Source organism: Streptomyces pimonensis, assembly GCF_041380215.1.
GTDB lineage: Bacteria > Actinomycetota > Actinomycetes > Streptomycetales > Streptomycetaceae > Streptomyces > Streptomyces pimonensis.
On the sequence record NZ_JAHWZY010000090.1, the window covers coordinates 1 to 3,296 of the forward strand.

Consider the following 3,296-nt stretch of genomic DNA (forward strand, 5'->3'; position numbering starts at 1 on the left):
GTTGATTAGACACTCCCCCGCCTGGCGGGCATCACGGGCAGGAAGTTCGTCAGCAACAAGGGCATGCAGATGTGGCAGGCCCTCTGACTCGGTGCGGGCTGGGGCATCAGCAGCGAGCCGTGCGACGACGGCCACTGGACCGAACAGACCTGGCGGGTCTTCGAAGCCGTCGACTACCAGTGGAATGGAGACCTGGAGCCGGGTGCCCGGCTCGGCCAGCTGGTCGGCGGCCACGTCGACAGCGGCGGCCAGGACCGCATCACCGACGACGACGCGCTCCTCACCGGATGGTTTCGCGACGCAGTCCTCGAGTTCCTGCCTCACCCCGGCCTCGGCGACTGGAACGACGTCCTGCTGCGCGCCTGCCACGGCCAAGGCGAACATGACCGCGACTGGGTCCAGCAACAGATCCCACCGGAGCCGACGCGCCGGCGGCCTGGGGCAGTGTGGTGCTGCGCCCGGTGTACTGGAGGCGGCCCGCGGCGTCGTAGCGGCCCAGCGGCATCGTCTGGGGCGCCGTGAGGGAGCCGGTGACGGCGCCGATGATGGCTTCGGTGGTGACCCTCGCCCACTGATGGGGTGTCGGTATTCGAGAGTTGCAGTATTCGCTCGCAGGGCGAGCAGACCCGCATCTGGCTCGGTCGCGTCAGCGGTGACAAGGCGTGCAACTCTCGCCGTAACGGGCGCTGTCTGCGCGAAGACGCCGGATCGAGCACATGATTCCGGAGCCGAGGGACCGCAGGGCGAACACTTGTGCCCACCTGTGCTTAGCGAGGAGCGGTATCGCCTGCGGGCTCTGCTCCCAGGAGGGCGAGCAGCCCGGGGAATCTCTTCTCGATGTCCGCGCGTCGTAGGCGGATGCCCTTGCGGTTGCCGTAGTCGATCTCGTCAATGAGACCTGCCTCGCGCAGGACGCGGAAGTGGTGGGTCTGGGTCTGCTTCGAGATCGGGAGATCGAACGAGTTGCAGCCCCGCTCGTTGTCGCTGTGGTCGGCGGCCAACTGTGTCATCACCGAACGACGGTGCTCGTCGGCGAGGGCGCGAAACACCGCACCCAGATCAAGCGCATCGGTCTCCGGGCCGACCAGGTTCTTCCCGGCCATGCGGCACCCCCTTCAGGTACGACTTGAATCATACCTGAAGGATGTGCTCCACTGAGGTACGAAAAATTTCGTACCTCGGTTCCGGTTGCGCTGCCCCGTGCCGCCGCTTCCCGCGGCCCGGCGCTCGCCGGGACCTGGTCATCGACACTCCGAGAGGTCATCGTCATGAAGAAGCCCGAGGTGCTGATAGTCGGTGCCGGAATCGCGGGGCCTGCACTCGCGTACTGGCTCTCCCGGAATGGATACCGGCCGACGGTCGTCGAACATGCCCGGCAGCTGCGCTCCGGTGGTAGCGCGATCGTCGTGAAGGGGCCCGCGATCCCGGTCGCCGACCGTATGGGCATCCTTCCGCAGCTCCGCGAGCTCGCCACCCGCAGCCGGTCGCTGACCGTGCTCGACCCCGGCGGCAGGCGAATCCTGCAACTCCCGCTCACCTCGCACGAGGCGGCGACGGTCGAGGTGACCCGAGCCGACCTGTCCGAGGTGCTCCACCGGTCGGCGCAGACCGAGGCCGAGTTCTTGTTCGACGACACGGTCACCGCTCTCGACCAGGACGGAGGTGGGGTCGACGTCACCTTCCGGCGGTCCGCGCCACGGCGCTTCGACTTGGTAGTCGGCGCCGACGGGATGCACTCCACCGTACGGCGCCTGGTATTCGGCCCCGAGCGGCAATTCGCAAGTGACCTGGGCCTGTTCGGCGCGACCGTCCCGCTGGAACCTGACGCCATCGAGGACCCGAGTGAGATAACGATGCTGACCGTGCCGAACCGGATGCTGGTCGTCCACCCCTCGCGGACCACTCCGCTCGCGATCTTCACCTTCCGGGCCGAACAGCCAACACCCCACGACCGCAAGAACATCGCCCTTCACAAGCAGACCGTCGCCGACGCCTACGCCGACGTGCCGTGGCGGGCACCGGAACTCGTGGCGGCGTTCCTTGACCACCCGGCTCCGTTCTTCGACCCCCTGACCACCGTCAGGATGCCCTCATGGTCCCGCGGACGGGTCGTACTACTCGGGGACGCGGCGGCGGCGACAGCCCTGCTGGGCGACGGGTCCAGCATGGCGATGGCGGGCGCGTACGCCCTCGCAGAAGAAATCACCGCCCACCCCGGTGATCACGCCCGCGCCTTCGCCGCCTACGAGTCGCGGCTCCGCCGTGAAGTAGGTCCGCGGCAGCGACGCGTCGGTCTGCTCTCCAGGCTCTTGGTGCCCCGAACCCGGCAGGGCCTCGCGGTGCGCAACGCGGTGGGCCGCGCGGTCGGTCGCACGAACCGGATCGCCTCTCGCGAAGCCGCGAACCGGTAGACCGAGTCCGCAACGACCGGTCACCGGTCGTTGTGCAGCTCCGCGATAGCTCTCAGCCGGGTCGGCGTCGCCATGTCCGACGAGCCCGGCTCGGCGTGGTAGGTGATCGCCGATGCGGCAGGTCGGCTGCTGTCGGCCTCACCCACCGTTCCCGGCGCTCGCCACGACAAGCGTGCTGCCGTGACTACGCCCCCGCGACGCGGAGGTGAGGTGCTGGGCGGACAAGGCGTACGGGTGCCCAAAAAGCTCACAGCCTGAACCTGCAGACAGCGCGAGGCCCCGGGCGTTGCCATGACGGCCTGGGGTCCGGTCACGGCCCAAGAAGGCGGTCAGGGGCTGTCCGGGGCGGGCTGCGGGACCGTTACCGGCCTTGCCCAGTCCATGCCCAGCTCCGCGAGCGCGGCGAGCTGATCGGTGGTCAGCCGGTCCCGCCTCGCGCGTGTGTTGGATACCCATACGCCCAGCTTGACGGTCACCGGCTCCGCCTCGCCGTCGACCGTGATCTCTTCGCTGTGGCCCCTTGGCACCGGCCGGTCCGAGCTTTCCCGCTCGACCCACTGTGCGAGGGCCGCCAGGCCGCGCTGGAACGCCGCCTGGGCCTTGCTCCCGGCCCTCCCTGGGACCTTCGCTGCGCCGGCTGCCACCGGAGTTGCCTCCGCCGGGGCGGGAGCGGGGGCGGGAGACGGTGCCTTGATGCCCAGCGCGGTCAGCCGCTTCTGCTGCTCGGTCGACAGCAGCTTCCAGGTGCCCGGGTTCTTCTGCCGCTGAAGCCACCGCCCGATGTCGTCGCCGTCCATGAGCACGCCCGGCTGGATGTCGGGCAACACTCCACCGGGCTCGTCCTCGACGAGGTCGGCGAGGACGCGGTAATGCCGTTGCCAGTCC

4 protein-coding genes are annotated in these 3,296 nt (G+C 69.1%); 1 reads left to right on the forward strand and 3 read right to left on the reverse strand.

Features of this window, described 5'->3' with window-relative positions:
- On the reverse strand, positions 1-384 hold a 384-nt coding region (locus tag KYY02_RS33395; protein WP_371244749.1), incomplete at its 3' end, for a hypothetical protein.
- A gap of 383 nt (positions 385-767) precedes the next feature.
- Positions 768-1,103, reverse strand: coding sequence for an ArsR/SmtB family transcription factor (locus tag KYY02_RS33400; protein WP_371244754.1), 336 nt, complete (start codon positions 1,101-1,103; stop codon positions 768-770).
- Positions 1,104-1,268: 165 nt separating this feature from the next.
- Between KYY02_RS33400 and KYY02_RS33405 the strand changes: the two genes are divergently transcribed.
- Entirely contained in the window at positions 1,269-2,411 is a 1,143-nt protein-coding gene (locus tag KYY02_RS33405; protein WP_371244756.1) for an FAD-dependent monooxygenase, read from the forward strand.
- Between the two features lie 329 nt (positions 2,412-2,740).
- On the opposite strand, the gene KYY02_RS33410 is transcribed toward KYY02_RS33405, so the two are convergent.
- A partial coding sequence (locus KYY02_RS33410) for a helicase associated domain-containing protein (protein WP_371244758.1) occupies positions 2,741-3,296 on the reverse strand: 556 nt, incomplete at its 5' end.